The sequence below is a fragment of the Cryobacterium ruanii genome (assembly GCF_004404055.1).
GTDB lineage: Bacteria > Actinomycetota > Actinomycetes > Actinomycetales > Microbacteriaceae > Cryobacterium > Cryobacterium ruanii.
On record NZ_SOHK01000009.1, the window covers coordinates 1 to 18,536 of the forward strand.

The window sequence follows — 18,536 nt, forward strand, 5'->3', positions numbered from 1 at the left end:
TCTATCGCTCACTGGCGACCCTTACTGCTTGACTTCAACCATAGAAGGGTCGTGTGGTGTCCTTCGTGAGTTGCTTTAGCCGGTCCCCACTGACCATCCCACGATGGCTCCTCGCGTTGGCGAAGCAACACTCAAATCCGGAAAACTTCACCATTCAATGGGACGTGATCTAGCCCACTTTGCCGATGAGATTTCATAGCAATCTCCGCTTGTTCCATGCCGTCGAATGTTTTTGATAGCTTGCCAAACGCTTCGAGCGGCGCGTCACCCCGAGTGGCCGGACTCCGGTGTGTGGTGTCCGGACCATCTCGGGTTGTAAGTTGGTCTTCCAGCAGCGTCAGGCCTGCACATCTCCGCGCCATCCGACACCGTCGGTTCCCTTCGCCTCGATGAACTCCTTGAAGTTCTTCAGGTCTTTCTTAATGGCGTGATCGTCCACACCGAGAGCTGCCCCTGCCTTCTCAAGCAGCCCTTTCGCTTCCCAATCAAGCTGAACCGTCACGCGCGTCTCGTTCGCGGCCAACTTATGGAACGTGACAACTCCCGCGTGGTCGACCTGGCCGCCGGTGCTGTTCCAGGCAACACGCTCGTCGGGGTGCTGCTCAGTTATCCGAGCCTCGAACTCGCGCTCCACGCCGCCGATTTTTACCTTCCACTCGGTGAGAGTGTCGGTTACTTGCGTGACGGATTCAACAAAACTGAGGAACTTTGGAAACTCCTCGAATTTTGTCCACTGGTTGTAAGCGATGGCAACGGGAACGTTGACGTCAACAGTCTCGATGGCATTGGGCATGATGACCTCCTGATGCGAATTCAGCGGATGAAATAGTTTCTGCTACCCCATTCACAGTACCGAAGGCTATTCCAAGGTCAACCCGGGTAAGGAAAAACTTGCGGGAACGAGTAGGTACCTGTGCGCTGAACCTCAGCAGCGGAGACAAGCGATGGGACGGGCTAAACGACGGGCGCGGGAGACTCCTCAGAATCCCTCTCGGTCCCAGGACGCAGTGCGACCAAAATGCGCTTCAGATCGATGACGATCGCGGCCGCCGGGCTGAGCGATGTCGCCCCGGCACCCAACTCTTGCATGCCGTGCAGAATCGCCTCAACTGCCGCTACGGCGGCATCAAAGGGCGCGCTATCACGAGGGGCGTCGTCCGTGACACGCAAAATTTCTGCGACCGCGTGCAGGGCATCGCTGAGAACCGGCCGCAGTTCGGGAGGCAGCTCAAGGGGAATCGGTTTACCCCAGATCATGCTTGCAAAAACCTCAGTCAGGTTGCGCACATGAAAGGTGACGTTCTCCAGGGCCGCGAGGTCCTCATAGTCAACAACAAGATTTCTGCGGTTGAAACGAGCGCGAGGGTTACCCTTACGACTCTCGTCCGCGCGTTGCACAGCCGACCGGACGTCTCGAGCCGCGTCGGTGAGTGCGCTGCCCCTGGTCGCCCAGAGTTCACGCTCGGGAGGCCAACTCTCGACCAAGGCCACGCCGATATCGCTGAGGTGCGTGGCGAGGGTGCCTCGAAAACTGGTCAACCGCTCGACAGCCGTGCCGATGGTGAGCGGCGGCAAAATAAGCAGGTTGACCAAAAGCCCCACCGCCATTCCCAGACAGACTTGAGCAAGATAACCGACCGAGTAATCATCGGCTTCCGGGCCGCCGATGATGAGAACGAAAAGAGCAGTCAGGGGTACTTGTTCTCCGCCCACACCAAGCCATCGCATTCCTCCGATAAGGGAGCCGAGGCCGATGACCAGCGAGATCGTCCAAACGCTGGGCTCGCTCAGGAGAAGCACTGCCCCGGCGAGTGCGATTCCGACGGCCAGCCCAGCGAGGGTTTGCAAAGCGCTGCGGAGCGAACGCATAAGCGTTGGATGCATGCTCAGAAGTGCGCCCAGCGGCGCGTAGTACCGCAATTCCTGAGCGTCTCCAGGGAGGAAAGGGGACAGCGTCCAGGCAATCGCCACGGCAACAGCGATCTTGGTGACCTGGAGGAATCGCGGAGGTTGGAGACGACGAACCGACGCCGGCCGTGATGCGTTCCACGGAAAAATCGTTCTCGGCATCGTCTGATTCTCTTCTGCGGCAACGGAGAGTTGGGATCCGCTCGCCCCGCAGGTTAAGCGCGGATGCTGGCGAGGCGCTGGGAAACATCCGAGAAGAAAACCACTCCCGCAGTCGGCAGGTAAGGAGCTGTGGAATTTTCGGATGGGATGTCCACTGTCGTTCACGCCGTGTCCGACGGTTCAGGCGCTGCCGCCGTCGCGCGTCTCCTTCCCTGATGTCTTTTATTGTCCACAACAGGGCTGAGATCTCGTTTGGTTCATGCGCGGCATTCGTGTGGCGCCGGCCAGCCTCCATCCTTTGACTAAGAAACTGTCTGTGATTTGGCTAGCGGTGTTCTTGGCATCTGTCAGCTCATGCAGGTATTCGCGGAGCCTGCCGACGCCGGAAACGACCTCGACCGCGGGTACCTCGTCCGGTGCCAGGACCCGGTCTGGGGCGACAAAACGACAGCCAGGCAAGCGAATTACGATACCTTCGCCTACACCAACGCCCCCAACCGGAGCCTTCAACCAATCGAACAACTCTGACTCGGCCTCGGTATGAGAATTGGATACGGCCACGTTGGGGCTATCCACGACGACTTTCACCCCCGCGGAACGCAGCTGAGCTGGATCTCCGATACCGGAGCGTTCACGGAACAGCGGAGTGTCGAGCCAACCGCCAGCCAAGAGCACCTCTTGCATCATGGGGTCCAGGCCAGCTTTGGCGGCGCGGAGCATCCCGGAGCGCCCCTCGCGGCGGGTGACCTCGTTCACGAGGAGAACCTCGAGGAACACGGCGTGGCCCATGCTGTGTTGGCGCGCGAGGGCGAGGCGTTCCGGGGGGTCCTTGAGTTCCGAGAGCTTGGGTCTGCGCAAGGTGTGGGCGAGGTCGGCGATGATGGGATCAACGGGCCGGGCGGACGTCTTCCGGGTCTACCGTTGACCCGGACGACGCCCGCCTTATTTAGGGAGCATCAGTTAGCGCTGACGCGTTCCTGGGCAGCCCCTTCGTTTTTATCGTCTAACTCTTGGGCAGCGGCGATGCGCCGGTCCAACTTTACGAGTGTTTCAGGTGCGAGCAACGTTGCTACAACCGTGATGACACCAATCACGCTGAAGTAGAGAATTACCCAGCCCGGCTTGCCGTCGCCAGCGGTGAGGAGCGCCACAGCGACCAACGGCGCGATACCACCGGCCAGGACCGAGCCAAACTGGTAGCCCATGGACGCGCCACTGTACCGCAGCTTTGTGGAAAACAGTTCCGCAAAAAACGCAGCCTGGGGGCCGTACATCGAGTTGTGGAAGACCGCGAGACCGATGATGATGGCGAGAGTTGCCAGCAGGGCGCTGCCACTGTCCGTCATGACAAAATACAGTGGGAAGAACAGGAGTCCGCCGATGGAACCGAACAGGTATAGCGGCTTACGCCCAATCTTATCCGAGAGGATCGCCCACAGCGGGACGGCAAAGATGCCGATGGCCGAGGCAATGAGAACAGACATCGTGCCTTGGTTGGCCCGTTCGGCACCGAACGTCTTCATGATGTAGACCACGGAGAACGTGGTGTATAGGTAGAACGCGGAGTTTTCTGCCAACCGCATGCCGACAACGAGCCAGATGCCCTTGGATTCCTTTCTCATGGCCTCACCCAGAGGCTTCTTCGAGGTCTGTTTCGTCGCAACAAGTTCCTTGAAGTCGTCTGAGTCCTCGAGCTTGGCGCGAACGATCAGGCCGATGACGATCAGGACCACGCTGAGCACAAACGGCACTCGCCATGCCCAGGCATCGAATGCTTCTGCGGGCACGGAGGCGTTTACGATCAGGACGCTTGAGTTGGCCAGAAGCATGCCAGCCGGGACGCCCATCTGCGTGAAGCTCCCGAAGAATCCGCTGCGCCCAGGAGGCGCGTGTTCGATGGAGATGACGGCTGCTCCGGCCCATTCGGCTCCGGCGCCGAAGCCCTGCAGCAGGCGCAGCACCGTCAGCAGGATGGGAGCCCAGACTCCGATCTGTGCGTAGGTGGGAAGCAGCCCCATGGATAGCGTGGCGAAGCCCATAATGAGCAGCGACAGCACCAGCATGGGCTTGCGACCGATTTTGTCGCCGAAGTGGCCGGCGAACATGCCGCCAAAGGGACGTGCGGCGAAGCCGACGGCGTAGGTGACAAAGGCCAGGAGAAGGCCGGTCGCCGGGTCCTGTTCGGGGAAGTACAGGCGGCTGAAGACGCCTGTCGCGGCGAGCAGACCGAAGATGTAATAGTCATACCACTCGATAGTGGTGCCCGCTAAGCTGGCGAGCGGCACGCGCCAGTGCACTTTCGTTTTGGCTTTGGTATTGGTATTGGAATTGGAGATCGTCATTGGTCTTTTCTTTCGGATGGAAACGAAGGGAGCGGTTGACTACCAGTCGACGGCGATGTACTTGGTTTCGGTGAAGTCCAGCAGGCCTTGGTGGGCTCCTTCACGGCCCAGACCGCTTTGTTTGACACCGCCGAAGGGGGCGGCGGGGTCGGAGACCAACCCGCGGTTCAGGGCCACCATTCCGCTTTCCAAGCGCTCGGCGACGCGCAGCCCGCGCCGCAGGTCTTCGGTGAAGACATAGGCGGCAAGACCGTATTCGGTGTCGTTGGCGGCGGCAATGACTTCATCTTCGTTGTCAAAGAGGATCACGGAGGCCACCGGGCCGAAGATCTCCTCATTGACCATGCGGGCGTAGAACGGCACGTTGGTCACCACTGTTGGCGGGTAGTAGTAGCCAGCGCCGTTGGGGAGTTTGCCACCGGTGAGCAGACGCGCCCCCTGATCCAGCGCGTCCTGGACCAGGGCGTGTACCTTGTTAACACTGGCCTCGTCCACCAGCGGTCCCACTTCGGTGGCAGGTTCGGTGCCGGGGCCCACTCTCAGCGCACCCATCCGCCGTGCAAGGCGGGAAGAAAACTCGGCTTGAATGCCGCGCTGGACGTAAATCCGGTTGGCGGCCGTGCAGGCCTGGCCACCGTTGCGCATCTTGGCGATCAAGACCCCCTCGATGGCCTCGTCCAGGTCTGCATCGTTGAACACCAGGAAGGGGGCGTTACCGCCAAGCTCCATGGAGCATTTGAGTACATTGTCCGCGGCTAGGCGCAGCAAGTGCCGTCCCACACCGGTGGACCCGGTGAAGGAGAGCTTGCGCACCCGTGGGTCGGCGAGCATTGGTGTCATGACATCGTCGGTCTTGCTGGTGGTGATCACATTGACCACACCGGCCGGAACTCCGGCGTCCATCATTAGCTGGGCAATCGCCAGTGCGGTCAGGGGCGTCAGGCCGGCGGGCTTGAGCACCGCCGTACAGCCGGCGGCGAGTGCGGGCGCCAATTTCCGCGTGGCCATGGCTGCCGGAAAATTCCACGGCGTGATAAGGATGCAGACGCCAATCGGCTGGTGTTGAACTAAAATGCGGTTGGTCCCGGAGGGCGAGGTGGACACTTCGCCAATTATGCGCACGGCCTCCTCGGCGTACCAGCGGAAGAATTCGGCGGCGTAGGCCACTTCCCCCCGCGCATCGGGCAGTGCTTTACCGTTTTCGAGGGAGATGAGGTGGGCGATTTGTTCGCTGCGCTCGGTCATCAGTTCAAAGCAGCGGCTGAGGATCTCGGCGCGCTTGCGGGGAGGCGTGGCGGCCCAAGCGGGGAAGGCCGCGGCTGCGGCGTCGACGGCAGTCAGGCCGTCCTCGACGTCTGCGTCGGCAATGTTCGTGATGACAGACGCGTCGGAGGGGTTGATCACGCTGAAGGTTTGCCCGCCGGCCGCGTCCAGCCACTGCCCGGCGATTAGGAGCCGACGGGGCACTGTCAAGCCGTCGACGTCGAGCGGTTCCTGGGTTGAGGTGAGAGTCATGGGAGTGTCCTTGGGTCTTTTGGTGAAATCAAGTGGCGGTGACGGGTCAGGCGATGGTGCGGTCGCCGAAAAAGGCTGCCTGCACGATCGAGGTGACGGCATCTAGGTCAAGCAGCATTGGGTTGTTCTCGATCAGGCGCTTGGAATTCATGGACAGAGCGGCAATCTGGCCCAACTGGGATTCCTCCACGCCCAGGTCCGCGAGCGTGGCTGGCATATCGATGGCGGCGAGGATCTCGTCAATCGCGTCAACGCCGGCCATGGCGGCCGCCCGGGCGTCAAGCCCCCGCGTGTCGCGGCCCAACGCCTCGGCAATCTCGGCCAGCTGGGGCATGATGGCGTTGAAATTGTGCCGAACAACGTAGGGCAGCAACAGCCCGACGCCGACGCCGTGCGGGGTGTGGGTCAGGTTACCCACTGGGTATTGGATGGCGTGTGCAGCGGCGGTGCCGGCATTGCTGAGCGTGATGCCGCCGTATAGGGCCGCCAGCATCATGTCGGCGCGGGCCCCGGTATTTTCGGGGTTTTTGTAGGCGGTGGCCAAGCTGCGTCCCACGAGCCGAATTCCGTTCAGAGCAAGGGAGTCGGCCAGGACGTTTTTGCCGACGAACACGCGCTCGGTGGCCAGTGAGCTGGTGGGTTCGCGGGTGATGGCGGTGAAGGACTCGACCAAGTGGACGAAGGCGTCCGCCCCGGTGGCCGCAGTGAGTGACGGCGGGCAGGTGTAGGTCAGTTCGGGGTCACAGACGGCAGCATAAGGGATGATGTGGGGGCTGGAGATGCCCATTTTCATACCGAGTTCGGGGTCGGAGACGACGGCGACGGCGGTCGCTTCCGAGCCTGTTCCGGCAGTGGTGGGCAGAGCAATGACGGGTATAACGGGGCCCGGAACCGCAAACTCGCCGTAGTAGTCTCTAGGCTGGCCTCCGTGGGCCAGCAGAACCGAGACCACCTTGGCCATGTCCATGCAGCTACCGCCACCGAAGCCGATGATCACGTCGATCGGCTGACCCTTCAGTTGCGCCACGCAGGCCATAATGCCCGGGACGGGAAGTTCAGCCTGGGTGTCCCCGTAGACGCGGACCGTGAGGTTTCTGGCCTCTAAGCTGGCCACCAATTTCTTCAGGTCCTCGGAGGTGGCAAGGCGGGGGTCAGTGCAAATGAGCACGTTCCGGCCCAGGTCTGCTGCGATGTTGGCGATGGCAAAGCGTTGTTGGGCGCCGACGACGATGCTTCGGGGCAGTCGCAGAACGCCATAGCCTGTGGGATGGATGTCCGTTGCGTATTCACACGACATTGTGTCTAACTCCTCAAGATGAAATTCAACGGCTGGTGAAGGGCGCCGCATGATGTTCCATGTTTTCAGGGCAAACCAAGTTCCACCATGTCGTTGAATGCCATATTTATGAGATGAGTATGTACGTCATGGACATGATGGGCGGTTCTTGTCCGCGGCGGCCGCCTCAGTGCCGCAGAACGCCGGTCCCGGCGGACTTAAGCCGCCACAGCCTCAGTGCCACGTGAATGTCCAGGGACCTGCTTCCCCGCCGCCAGGTAGCGCCAATGACGTTGTCGATGCGCTCGAGTCGCTGGCGCAGGGTATTGACGTGCACGTGGAGGGACGCGGCCGCCGAGGCGGTGGACGAGTCGTTTTCCAGAAAAGTCCAGGCGGTCAGGGCCAGCTGGGTGCTCCGGCGTTCGTCATACGCCAGCAGGGGCCCGAGCTGGGCGGCAAGAAGTTCGGTGGCGAACGGGCTGTCCATTGCGCCGAGCAGCATTCCTGTGGTGCCCAAGGTCACCCGGTCGGCCGCCTCACCATTGCGCATCAGGGCCTGCAGCGCCTGTACCACGGCGGAGGCTTCGGCGTGAGCGGCGGACAATTTCGCAAACCCGACCACAGCGTCCGAGGACCCGACGTTTGCAACGATGCGACGCCGCTTGAGCCCATCGACTATTTTCTCACCGCCATCCATGGGGCCCATCGACGCATCATCAGCGTTCCTGGTGCCGCGGCGGGACGCGGGTTCAATGATGCACAGATGGGATTCGTGCAGGGCCGTAATACCAGGCCTACCCTCAGTTTGCCGCTTTAATACCGCCAATGCTCGCTGCCGCTGGTCATCGCCCACACTCACTATTCGTACCACCAGTTGGGTGTCGTTGGTCAGGCCAAACCGCCCGGCCCGCCGCTTGAGTACCTCAATATCAACGGCGCGTGGATTCATCAGGTCATCGACCAATTCCAGCTGCAAGCGGTATTGGGCGTCCTGGAAAGTACGTTCAAATAACAGCGCCGCGCTCAGCACCAGGGAACTCCGCTCTAGCACGGCAAGCCCAGCGGGAGCTAAGTCTCCGGCCACTATCAGGGACGCGAGGTGCTGGTCGCCGGCGATGGCGGCCATGACGACGAATTGCCCGTCGTCAAGGTTGAAGGGGACGGGAAGTTTTGCCATCGCGGAGGCTTCGGCCGCGCCAAGCGCGGCGGAGCTACCAAAGTCTCCCTGCGGTGCAAGTCCCGTCATGGGTTCGCCCGTGGCGCTCAACACAAAAACGTCGTGTCCTAGGGATTCGGTCAGGACGCGCAGGAGGTTGGGCAAGCTATCAGCCGAGGCAAGGGTCTCCACCATACTTTTATCCAGTGCCGACAACTTTTCCAGAGCCTGCACATGTTCCAGGTTCTCGCTCTGGGCCCGGTCCAGCCGGGCCAGGGTGTCAGCCATTTCGCTAAAGTGACGGGCGTTTTCAAGCGCGACGGCGGCATGGGTGCCAATCGATTCCATCAGGGCGATGTCATCGCGGCTAAAGACATGTGGGTGGCGGTCCGCCACCATGAGCGCTCCGATGACCTGGCCCTCGACCCGTAGCGGAACACCCATGATTGCTTTGACGCCTTCGGCGTCCACTGCGGTATCGCTTGATTCAAGATGCGACTTGGACGTATCGGACAGGTAGTCCGGGCTTTGTGCCGGCGAACTTCCGGTAGCCACGGCGCCCAGCACCCCTTCGCCCAGGGGAATGCGAATGTTACGGAACAGCGCGGTGGTGGCACCGTCGGTGACCCGGATGTAGGACTCGTTCGTCTCGTAGTCGTTCAGGCTCAGATAGGCGATGTCGCTCCCGATCAGGGCCCTGGTCCGCCGGACGATTGCCGCCAGTACGGCCTCGACGTCCCTGATGCCCGTGAGGTCCGTGGCTGTGTCATAAAGGACCCGCAGCAAGCTTTCCCGGCGGCTAGCTTCACCTAGCCGGGTGTTGAGCTGGCACACGGCCTCCACTGTGGGCAGGTCAAGGCGCCCCTCGGCAACGATGAAGGAGAGGCGTGCTGCCAGAGAGGCAGTGGACACGCCGTTACCCAGCGACGCCAGCAACGTGCCTAGCGATTCGGGTCCCTGGGCGGTGTCGTCACTGGCTTTTTTGGTTTCGTCCGCGATGGCGCTCACGCATCCAATGGTAGGTTACGGGCCGCAACGGTCCGGCGGCTCTCCACTTCAGGAGCGACCGCATAACGATGAGGCCGAGCAGGGGGCCCGGACCAGGATCCACAGCGCAAATTCGTCCCACAGCCCCTGCGCTTGTTGCAAGGCGACACTTGCCGGCGATCACCCCTCGCTCCCCGAGGCACACCGCGGCGTCCCTCGCGATTTCGTCGGGCGCGAGCGTTCGGTCGGTCGGTCGGTGCAGAGAATGCTCGGACACGCCTCCGCCGCGATGACTTTGGTTGTCTACAGCGACCTCTTCGAAGACGATTTAGACGCCGTTGCAGACGCCCTCGATAACCGCGCACTTGAAACGCGCATTGTGGGCAAACATGGCGAATTCTGAGAAACAAACCGCTGCAAAGGTTTCAGAAAAAATTTTGACCTGGGTATTTAGTGGAGCCGCCTGTCAGAATCGAACTGACGACCTTCTCATTACGAGTGAGATGCTCTACCAACTGAGCTAAGGCGGCGTTACCAGAGCACCCCATAAGGCACTCGGTGACACAGCAGCCAAGCCTAGTCGTTCCGGCGGGTGGTTCTGTACACCTCGGCGAATGAGGCGTTCGCTCGCCCCGATAACGGGCTCGCACCGTCACTCTCTGCCCAGCACCGCCAGGCATGACGAATGGCGGCCACGGCCACCAGGGTGAACAGCAGGGTGCGCTGGTTCAGCCCGGCGGGATCTTCGGCGAGGACGGTGTCGTTGGCGGGAGTGGCGGCATCCGCTCTGAAGCGCCGCTCGATGATCTGCTGCAACTCGTCTTGGAAGTCGCGCAGGGTGGCCATGCGCATGCCGAACTGGTAGGCATTCTCTTTCATGACCGTGCGGCGCGATTGGTGAATTTCGCGGTCTGCCGTGGTGCGCTGCCGGCTCTTGGAGAGCAGCACGGCCAGGTCGACGAGCGCATCGCTGCCCGGTGCGCCGACGACGAAGACTTCGATATCTTCAGCGGATGCCAGTCGCGGCGCGTCGCCGATCAGAGCGGTGTCCTACGACGGGAAATAGTTGAAGACGGTGCGCGGCGACATGTTGGCGATCCGACTGACGTCCTCGACGGTGACGTGGTCGATACCGCGTTCGCGGGCCAGGGTCAGCACGGCATGCTGGATAGCCCGTCGTGTGGCGAGGCGTTTGCGCTCACGTAATCCGGGCGCTTCAGTTTCGATCGACATACCGCAATTACTTCACAGCGTGCAAACTACTAGCACTGGGGGTCGGAGGCCGGCACGATTCCGTCGACGAGATAAGAGTCGACCGCATCGTTGACGCAGGAGTTGGATTTATTGTAGGCGGTGTGACCCTCGCCGGCGTAGGTTACGAGGCTACCGCTGTCGAGTTGTTCAGCGAGCTGTTGCGCCCAGACGTAGGGGGTCGCCGGGTCGTTCGTGGTACCGACGACCAGGATGGGTGCTGCGCCGGCAGCATGGATCTCGCTGCGTTCGCCGATGAATTTATAGGGCCAATTGGCGCAGCCGATGTCGCCGAAACTCATGAATTTGCCGATCACGGGGGCTGCAGCCTCAAGCTCCGCGGCTTGGGCACGCATCAGGGTCGGGTCGGCATTGTAGGCGTAGTCGATGCAGTTGATGGCCATGAACGACTCGGTCGAGTTGTCGGAGTAGTTGCCGTCGTCGTCGCGACCGTTGTAGGCGTCGGCGAACTGAAAAGCGGCCTCGGCGCTACCGTGCAGTACGGAGTCCAGCATGGTGCTCAGTTGCGGCCAGGCAGTCGCTTGGTACAGCGGGTAGATGATCGCGGTGAGCAGTGCATTTCCGCCCAGCTGTCGGCCATCAGTGGCCGTGATGGGGCTATTGTCAACCGATTCCAGCAGTGCGCCGATCGTGGCCATGGCACTGTCGACGCTGCCGCGGAACGGGCAGTCCTCGCCCGCCAGGCAGTCCGTGAGGTAGGCCCGCAGGGCATTCTCGAAGCCCACCGCCTGGGTCTTGGTCACCTCGAAGTTGCTTGTCGAGGGGTCGACGGCGCCATCCAGCACGAGGCGGCCGACCTTCTCGGGAAAGAGTTTGGCGTAGGTAGCCCCGAGGTAGGTGCCGTAGGAGAAGCCCAGGTAGTTCAGGTGGGTGTCGCCGAGCACGGCGCGCAGCAGGTCCAGATCGCGGGCGGCGCTCTGAGTGTCGACCGTGCCGAGCAGCGGCCCGGTCTGCTCGGCGCAGGCCGCTGCGAATGCGTCGGAAGATGCTGCGAGTTCGGCGATCCAGGCGTCTGTGCCGCGTTCGGCCGATGTCAGTCCGTAGATATATTCGTCCATATCGGCCGAGTCGTAACAGGAAACCGCCGAGGAGCGGCCGACTCCCCGTGGGTCGAAACCGACGACATCGAAGCTCGCCTGCAGGGTGGCGTCGGTGGCGAAGTCGAGGGAATCCTTGATGAAGTCATAGCCGGAACCGCCCGGCCCGCCGGGATTCACCAGTAGCGATCCGACCCGGTCGCCGCCGGTGGCAACGTGGCGAACCAGGGCAAGCGACACGTCGCCGGCAGCCGGGTCGGCATAGTCGAGTGGGGCGGTGGCTTCAGTGCACTGCAGGCCGTCGCCGCAATCGTCCCACTGCAGAACCTGGCTATAGAACGGGTCGAGGTCATTCGACACCTGCTCATTAGTGGGGGTGGACTCGGCGGGGCCGGCATCCGTCGAGAATAGGGCGGCGCATCCGCTGAGAGCGAGTGTGATGGCCACGGCTGCGGCCGTGGCGCTGAGGGCACGGAAGTTGCGGTTCAACGGGTTCCTCTTTCGTGGCGTCGAGCGGATGCTGCCCCTCAGGCTACCCAAGGCGGCTGGGAGTCGGTGGGTGACGTCATTTTGGGCGGCGGATCGCCGAGACGAGCATCGCCTCGAGGGCGAGGGCCGGAGCAACATTTCCCTGGATGCGCTGGCGGGCAAGGGCGATCGCATCCATCGTGGCGACGGTCGCGGCGGGGGCGCTGGCCAGGCTTGCGGTGCGCAGCTCGGCGAGCAGTTCGAGGTTGATCACGGCCTGTTCGCGGCCGAGCTGCACCATCATCACATCCCGGTAGAGCGAGGCGAGGTCGACCAGGATGCGGTCGATGCCGTCGCGCAGGCTGCGCACCGCCCGGCGTTTCTGGTCATCTTCGAGGGCTTTGATCTGACTGCGCAGCCCCGGCGGAACCGACTGCCCGGCCTCGACACCGAGTGACCGCAGCATGCCGTCGCGCTCGGCGGCATCGAGCTCCAGGGTGATGGCTTTCGCGTCGTCACCGGCGATGGCGAGCAGCCGGGCGGCCGCGTTCACGGCCGATGACACCGAGCGGATGCCCAGGGCGGTGCGCAGGGTCTCCTCGCGTCGTGCCCGCGCGTCGACATTGGTCGCGAGTCGCCGGGCCATGCCGATGTGGCTCTGCGCGAGGCGTGCGCTGAGTTCGGCAACGACCGGGTCGACGCCATTACGCTGCACGAGCAAGTCGGCGACATCGGCCACGCTTGGCACGCGCAGGCGCACGGTGCGCACACGTGAGCGGATAGTGGGGAGCAGATCGGCCTCGCTCGGTGCGCACAGGATCCAGACGGTGCGGTCGGGCGGCTCTTCGAGGGCTTTCAGCAGAACATTGGAAGTGCGCTCGACCATGCGGTCGGCGTCCTCGACGACGATGACCCGGTAGCGACCGACCGAGGGCGAGTATTGCGATCGGGCGACGGCCTCCTTGACAGATTCCATCTTGATGATGACGCCCTCGGTGGTGAGCACGCTGAGATCGGGGTGAGTGCGCGCGTCGACCTGCCGAGCGGCCGCGAGGTCTTCGGCGGGCGTGCCAGGGCTGAGCAGGGCTGCCGCGAAGGCGAAGGCGAGGTTGGAGCGACCGGAACCGGGTGGCCCGGTGATGAGCCAGGCGTGTGTCATGGAGGTGGACTCGGCGGTGGTGCTATCGAGGGCACCGGGCACCCGCTGTGACGCTGCCCGAAAAATGGCGATCGCGTCGGCCTGTCCCGTTAGGTTGTCCCACACTGCCATGACACAAGGGTAACCCGCCCCGCCGACAGGCCGCGTCGTGAGTGCACGACCGTGCGGGCCGTGGGCCCGATCCACGCCCGGCCCCACGCACGGTGGGCCGGTTGCGCAAGGTGGGCCCGGAGCGCTAGAGGAGCGGCGCCACCCGGGCGCGAATGACGGCGGCGATCTCGGCGGCGGGGCCGGCAGCATCCACTACCAGGAACCGGTCGGGCTCGGCGGCGGCCAGTTCGAGGAACGAGGCGCGTACGCGGGCGTGAAAATCGTTCTTTTCGGCTTCGAGGCGATCGAAGACCTTGTCGTCAGCGTCGAGCCGTGCCCTCGCTGTGACCTCGTCGAGATCGAGCAACACGGTCAGGTCGGGCAGCAGTCCTTCGGCGGCCCAGAGCGACAGGTCGCGCACCTCGGTGGCGCCAAGGACACGTCCGGCTCCCTGGTAGGCCACGGAGGAATCCAGGTAGCGGTCCTGCACGATCACGTCGCCGCGGGCGAGTGCCGGCCGCAACTTGGTGCCGACGTGCTGGGCGCGGTCTGCGGCGTAGAGCAGCGCCTCGGCGCGCGGGTCGACCTCGCCTCGGTGGTGCAGCACGATCTGGCGGATCTCAACGCCGACATCGGTTCCACCGGGCTCGCGGGTGCGCACGACGGTGCGCCCCCGCTCTTCGAGCCAGTCGGTGAGCAACTGCGCCTGCGTGGTCTTGCCCGATCCGTCGCCGCCCTCGAGGGTAATGAACAGACCGGTCACGAGGCCTTCGGCGCGATCATTGTTGCCGCAGCGGATTCGGCGGCCGAACTGGCAGGCTTCTTGGCCGCGGGCTTCTTGACCGCGGCTTTCTTTACCGGCACGGATGCCGTGCCGGACAACGCGGCCTTCGCTGCCGCATTCGCGGCCCGGGTAGCAGCCGCCTTTTTGGCCGTGGCCGCCTTGGCTGCTGCAGTCGGCACCTTGCGCACGGCGGGCTTCTTCACGGCCGGCTTCTTCACGGCCGGCTTCTTGACGGCGGCCTTCTTGGCCGGTGCTTTCTTGGGCGGCGCGGCCGGCCCCTTGGCCCGCTTGTCGGCGAGCAGCTGCACGGCCCGGTCGAAGTCGATCTCCTCGATGTCCTCCGACTTCGGAATCGTTGCATTTGTGACCCCGTCGGTCACATACGCGCCGAACCGGCCGTCCTTGATCTTGATCGCCTTCCCGCTTTCGGGGTCGGGCGCTTCGAATTCTTTCAGAGCGCTCGACGCCCGGCGGGCACCGTACTTGGGCTGCGCATAAAGCTCGATCGCGCCCGGCAGATCGATGTCGAAGATCTGGTCTTCGCTCGTGAGCGACCGGGTGTCGATGCCCTTCTTCAGGTACGGGCCGAACTTGCCGTTCTGAGCCAGAATCTCCGTGCCGGTCTCCGGGTCGAGTCCGACGACGCGCGGCAAGGCCAGCAGGCGCAAAGCCATTTCTAGGTCGACCGTGGCCAGGTCCATTGACTTGAAAATGGATGCCGTGCGCGGCTTGTCCGCAACCGCCACCTTTTTCAAGGCCGGCTTGCGCTTCGGCTTGGTCACGGTGACCTCGCCGGTGGCCGGGTCGATCGTCTCAACCGGGGCTGCCTTGACGACCGGCACGATGGGTTCGGCCGGTGCCGGCGCGAGCTCGGTGACGTACGGCCCAAAACGACCGTCCTTTGCGACGATCTCCTTACCGTTCTCCGGATTGACGCCGATCACGCGGTCGGTGACGATCGGGGCATCGATGAGCTCCCGGGCCCTGGTCGCGGTCAGTTCGTCGGGGGCGAGTTCCGGCGGGATGTTGACGCGGCGGAGCGGGGCATCCGCTGCGGCTTCGGGGTCGATGACCTCGAGGTAGGGGCCGTACTTGCCGATGCGCAGGGTGATGTCGTCGCTGATGGTGACGGAGTTGATCACGCGTGGGTCGATCTCACCGAGGTTGTCGATGACCTGGCGCAGGCCGCGGTGCTTGTCGCTGCCGAAGTAGAAGCTGTTGAGCCAGTCCAGGCGGTTGGCTTCACCGCCGGCGATGCGGTCGAGGTCGTCCTCCATCTCGGCGGTGAAATCGTATTCGACCAGGTCGCCGAAGAATTCTTCGAGCAGGCGCACGACCGAGAACGCGATCCAGTTGGGCACCAGCGACTGGCCGCGCGGCGTGACATAGCCACGCTCGGTGATGGTCGAGATGATCGAGGCGAAGGTCGACGGCCGGCCGATGCCGAGCTCTTCGAGCTTCTTCACCAGGCTGGCCTCGGTGTAGCGGGCAGCCGGAGTCGTCTCGTGGCCCTTGGCTTCGAGGTCGAGCAGCGCCAGTTTCTGGCCCTCCTCGAGCGGGGGCAGCTTCGACTCGGTCGCGTCCGTCGACGCGTTGCGCTCCTCGTCCTTCGACTCCTCGTAGGCGAGCATGAAACCGCGGAAGGTGATGACGGTTCCGCTGGCCGAGAATTCGGCGAGCGCGCCCGACGCGAACGGATGCTCCGACGTACCGGTCGGACCGGCCGCGATCGTGACCGACGCGGTCGAGCCGGTGGCATCCTTCATCTGCGAGGCGACGGTGCGCTTCCAGATCAGGTCGTAGAGCTTGAAATCGTTGCCACGTAGACTCGCGGCGAGAGAGGCCGGGGTGCGAAAGGTATCGCCAGAAGGCCGAATGGCTTCGTGCGCCTCCTGCGCATTTTTGCTCTTGCCCTTGTAAGCGCGCGGGGCATCCGGGATCGTCTCGGCACCATAGAGCGCCGCTGCCTGGGTGCGGGCGGCGGTGAGGGCCTGCTGCCCGAGCGACGGCGAGTCGGTACGCATATAGGTGATGTACCCGTTTTCGTACAACGACTGGGCAACACTCATGGTCTGGCGGGCGGTGAACCGCAGCTTGCGCGCCGCTTCCTGCTGCAGTGTCGACGTCGTGAACGGCGCGGCGGGGCTGCGACGGTACGGCTTGGAGGTGACCCTGGTGACCTCGAGTTTCACACCCGGTCTCTGCAGCGCCGTGGTCAGCGCGTGCGCGGCAGCGGCGTCGAGGGTGATGGCCTTCACGGTGGGCTTCAGCGCACCGGAGTCGTCGAAGTCGCCACCGGTGGCAATACGCTCACCGTTCAGGCGCACGAGCTTCGCGTCGAACGCCTGGTCGGTTTCCGAAGCGGATGCCGCCAGTCGCGCCAGCAGATCCCAGTAGCCGGCGGAGACGAACGCGAGGCGCTCCTTCTCCCGGTCGACGACGAGGCGGGTCGCGGCGCTCTGCACGCGGCCAGCGGACAGGCCGGGGCCGACCTTACGCCACAGCACCGGGGAAATCTCGTAGCCGTAGATGCGGTCAAGGATTCGGCGGGTCTCCTGCGCATCGACGAGGGCGGTGTCGAGGTCGCGGGTGTTGTCCTTGGCGGCGAGGATGGCGTCTTTGGTGATCTCGTGGAACACCATGCGCTTAACCGGAACCTTGGGCTGCAAGACCTGCAGAAGGTGCCAGGCAATGGCCTCGCCCTCGCGGTCCTCATCAGTTGCGAGCAAGAGTTCGTTCGCATTTTTGAGGGCCCGCTTGAGTTCGCTGACGGTTTTCTTCTTGGCATCGGACACCACGTAGTACGGTTCAAAACCGTTGTCGACGTCGACCGAGAACCGGCCGAGCGCACCCTTCTTCAGCTCAGGCGGCAGGTTCTTCGGCTCGATCAGATCGCGAATGTGACCAACCGAAGACAAAACTTCATAGCCATCGCCGAGATACGCGGCAATCGACTTCATCTTGGTCGGTGATTCAACAATGACCAGCTTCTTAGTGCCTGGCACCAGACTCCTCTTTATACGTAGTGACCGCATGATGGGCCAAAGCACACCATACACACCGGAATGGAGTGCCCGCCTAATCGACAGGCGCTCTCCGGCGCGTCCCACTCGTACACACGGCGCTCCCAGCCATCGCCCAGTTCGCTCAGAGCACGCACGACAACAATCCCAAACCCTTGCTGTTTGCCCGCCTAAGTGCAGAATGGTCCCATGGGTACAATGACGGCCACATACACCGCGAAGTTGACGGACGGCCCACTTCAGGGCAAGACAATCACGACAGCCTTCCTCGATTCGGGTGATCCGCAGCCCCGTATCGAGATTCCGGCCGACTCCGGCAAGCGCTATCTCTACGCGCGAGGCGCGGGCCTGGAGTTCGAGGGTTCCAACTCCCCCGGTCGCCCGAGCGCGGTCGAGTACCGCTACCTCGAGGCGCTCCTCTCCTAGGGCGGTTTCGTGATTGACGTTTGGCGCGTCGATCAGTTCAGTGTGCCTGTGGATAGCTTAGAAAAGCGATTTTGCGATTCCTAGCACCGCAGGCGTGAGAAGAACGATGAATAGCACCGGCAGAATGCAGAAGACGAGTGGGAAAAGAACTTTGACGGGTACCTTCATCGCTTTCTCCTCGGCGCGTTGGCGGCGTCGCATACGCAGTTCCCCGGCTTGGACACGCAGTACGTTGGCAATCGCGATGCCGTAGGTGTCTGCTTGGATCACGGCCCTCGTAAAGCGTCTCAGGTCCGGTGACGAGGTGCGATCACTGAAGGCCTGATATGCATCTTTCCGTGACTGGCCAATGCTCATGTCCTGCAGGGTCCGGATGAATTCCTCGGCGAGGGGCCCCTTACCGTTGGTTGCAGCTTTGGCCATGGCGGCTTCGAATCCGACGCCAGCCTCGACGGCTATGGTCATTTGGTCGAGCGTGTCGGCCAGAGCATTCTGGATTTTCTGCTGCCGTTCCTGTCCCCGGCTGTGAATGAGGAGGTCGGGAACGAAGAAGCATAGGAGCACGAGGAAACTTCCGAGCACGAATCGCACTGGTACCGGATCGGCGCCGATCCACAGGGTGGCCAGCAGCAGCCCGGCCGCTGCCAGAATCGGTTTTGCGATGAGAAGCTTGTCAATGGTCCATGCCGGTGGGCGACCGGCCAGCACGAGGCGGCGCTCGAGCATCCCGATGTACCCCTTCGGGATGAACTCGCGGCCGTGTCCTGTGACCGGTCGTGGAGCGGCGAGCAGGCCGTGCCCGACCGTTGTGGCCGGGTCGACGATGTCGGTAACGATTTGCGGTCGACGACCGCTGACGAGAAATCCGATTAGCGCCCCGAATCCGCCGGCAACGGCCAGGGAAGCGGCAATGACTATGAGTGAGGGCATT

At 63.1% G+C, this 18,536-nt stretch carries 15 protein-coding genes, 1 tRNA gene and 1 pseudogene; 2 read left to right on the forward strand and 15 right to left on the reverse strand.

From position 1 onward, the window contains the following. Positions 1–337 precede the first annotated feature (337 nt). The 7 genes from E3T47_RS05920 to E3T47_RS05950 form a co-directional block, all read right to left on the reverse strand. The gene (locus tag E3T47_RS05920; RefSeq protein ID WP_134555219.1) at positions 338–793 is read right to left on the reverse strand and encodes an SRPBCC family protein; all 456 of its coding nucleotides are present in this window, start codon (positions 791–793) and stop codon (positions 338–340) included. Positions 794–954: 161 nt separating this feature from the next. Beyond that, a complete protein-coding gene (locus E3T47_RS05925; protein ID WP_277871812.1) occupies positions 955–2,058 on the reverse strand; it encodes an FUSC family protein in 1,104 nt (367 codons plus the stop codon). Between the two features lie 234 nt (positions 2,059–2,292). Next, the gene (locus E3T47_RS16770; protein ID WP_174844644.1) at positions 2,293–2,826 is read right to left on the reverse strand and encodes a GMC family oxidoreductase N-terminal domain-containing protein; all 534 of its coding nucleotides are present in this window, start codon (positions 2,824–2,826) and stop codon (positions 2,293–2,295) included. Between the two features lie 200 nt (positions 2,827–3,026). Then, positions 3,027–4,412, reverse strand: a complete 1,386-nt coding sequence (locus E3T47_RS05935; RefSeq protein ID WP_134555225.1) for an MFS transporter — start codon at positions 4,410–4,412, stop codon at positions 3,027–3,029. 39 nt (positions 4,413–4,451) lie between these two features. Next, complete coding sequence (locus E3T47_RS05940) at positions 4,452–5,927, reverse strand: NAD-dependent succinate-semialdehyde dehydrogenase (RefSeq protein WP_134555227.1); 1,476 nt, start codon at positions 5,925–5,927, stop codon at positions 4,452–4,454. Positions 5,928–5,973: 46 nt separating this feature from the next. Continuing rightward, complete coding sequence (locus E3T47_RS05945; protein ID WP_134555229.1) at positions 5,974–7,224, reverse strand: iron-containing alcohol dehydrogenase; 1,251 nt, start codon at positions 7,222–7,224, stop codon at positions 5,974–5,976. A 166-nt stretch (positions 7,225–7,390) separates the two neighbouring features. After that, on the reverse strand, positions 7,391–9,367 hold the full coding sequence (locus E3T47_RS05950; RefSeq protein WP_134555231.1) for a helix-turn-helix domain-containing protein: 1,977 nt from the start codon (positions 9,365–9,367) through the stop codon (positions 7,391–7,393). A gap of 149 nt (positions 9,368–9,516) precedes the next feature. Between E3T47_RS05950 and E3T47_RS16320 the strand changes: the two are divergent. Continuing rightward, positions 9,517–9,749 (forward strand): annotated as a pseudogene (locus E3T47_RS16320) (site-specific integrase); the annotation flags it as partial. Positions 9,750–9,800: 51 nt separating this feature from the next. Here the strand turns inward: E3T47_RS16320 and E3T47_RS05960 are convergent. From E3T47_RS05960 to topA, 7 genes are all read right to left on the reverse strand, one after another. Next, positions 9,801–9,876, reverse strand: a tRNA-Thr gene (locus E3T47_RS05960). 46 nt (positions 9,877–9,922) lie between these two features. After that, positions 9,923–10,294 (reverse strand): hypothetical protein, encoded by a 372-nt coding sequence (locus E3T47_RS05965; protein WP_134555233.1) that lies wholly within the window; start codon positions 10,292–10,294, stop codon positions 9,923–9,925. A 102-nt stretch (positions 10,295–10,396) separates the two neighbouring features. Continuing rightward, positions 10,397–10,579, reverse strand: coding sequence for a TetR/AcrR family transcriptional regulator (locus tag E3T47_RS05970; protein WP_134555235.1), 183 nt, complete (start codon positions 10,577–10,579; stop codon positions 10,397–10,399). Positions 10,580–10,608: 29 nt separating this feature from the next. After that, positions 10,609–12,144 carry an alpha/beta hydrolase gene (locus E3T47_RS05975; protein WP_241981998.1) on the reverse strand — a complete coding sequence of 512 codons (1,536 nt, stop codon included), beginning with the start codon at positions 12,142–12,144 and terminating at the stop codon, positions 10,609–10,611. A gap of 76 nt (positions 12,145–12,220) precedes the next feature. Then, positions 12,221–13,393, reverse strand: a complete 1,173-nt coding sequence (locus tag E3T47_RS05980) for a DNA polymerase III subunit delta' (RefSeq protein WP_134555239.1) — start codon at positions 13,391–13,393, stop codon at positions 12,221–12,223. 124 nt (positions 13,394–13,517) lie between these two features. Beyond that, positions 13,518–14,135 carry a dTMP kinase gene (tmk, locus tag E3T47_RS05985; RefSeq protein WP_241982000.1) on the reverse strand — a complete coding sequence of 206 codons (618 nt, stop codon included), beginning with the start codon at positions 14,133–14,135 and terminating at the stop codon, positions 13,518–13,520. Continuing rightward, positions 14,132–17,161 (reverse strand): type I DNA topoisomerase, encoded by a 3,030-nt coding sequence (gene topA / locus E3T47_RS05990; RefSeq protein ID WP_134555243.1) that lies wholly within the window; start codon positions 17,159–17,161, stop codon positions 14,132–14,134. Before topA ends, tmk begins: the two co-directional genes overlap by 4 nt. A gap of 207 nt (positions 17,162–17,368) precedes the next feature. On the opposite strand from topA, the gene E3T47_RS05995 reads away from it, so the two are divergent. Continuing rightward, on the forward strand, positions 17,369–17,605 hold the full coding sequence (locus tag E3T47_RS05995; RefSeq protein WP_134555245.1) for a hypothetical protein: 237 nt from the start codon (positions 17,369–17,371) through the stop codon (positions 17,603–17,605). Between the two features lie 57 nt (positions 17,606–17,662). On the opposite strand, the gene E3T47_RS06000 is transcribed toward E3T47_RS05995, so the two are convergent. Then, positions 17,663–18,535: a type II secretion system F family protein gene (locus E3T47_RS06000; protein ID WP_174844646.1), complete on the reverse strand. Its 873-nt coding sequence runs from the start codon at positions 18,533–18,535 to the stop codon at positions 17,663–17,665. Position 18,536: the final 1 nt, after the last annotated feature.